Genomic DNA, 425 nt, shown 5'->3' with positions numbered 1-425 from the left:
ATGCTGGCCGTGGGGCTGAGCGGCAGGCGGCGGGGTGCCATCCGCCGGCGCATTGTCGGTAGATGAGGCCTGCGGCGGCGGCGAGCCGAACAGCCCTTGCGCGCAGGCGCTGCCGCTCAGCCCCACGGCCAGCATCGACAAGCTCGACAGCGCGAGGACGAGGCGGCGCAGCACGGGACTACTCCGCCGAGGAGCCCGGCATGCATTCCAGCGCGCTGAGCGTCCAGTCGCTGGTCTTGGAGGTGATGTCGGCGATCTTCCACTTGCCGTCCACTTTCTTCAGCGACCACACCATTTCACGTTTGGAGTCATCGCCTTCCGAGAAAAGATTGAAGTTTGCCGTCACCTCAGCGGTGTCGCCATTGACGGCCTCGGTGAGCTTCAGCGTCTTCGACACGGTCTTCTGATCGAAATCCTGGGCGTCG

1 pseudogene is annotated in these 425 nt (G+C 64.9%); it reads right to left on the bottom strand.

Annotated features, from left to right (window positions below):
* Nucleotides 1–178 precede the first annotated feature (178 nt).
* Nucleotides 179–425, bottom strand: a pseudogene (locus tag EOA29_RS40275) (nuclear transport factor 2 family protein); the annotation flags it as partial.

It is taken from the genome of Mesorhizobium sp. M1E.F.Ca.ET.063.01.1.1, assembly GCF_003998155.1.
Classification (GTDB): Bacteria; Pseudomonadota; Alphaproteobacteria; order Rhizobiales; family Rhizobiaceae; genus Mesorhizobium.
This window is presented reverse-complemented; position numbering and strand designations above follow the sequence as displayed.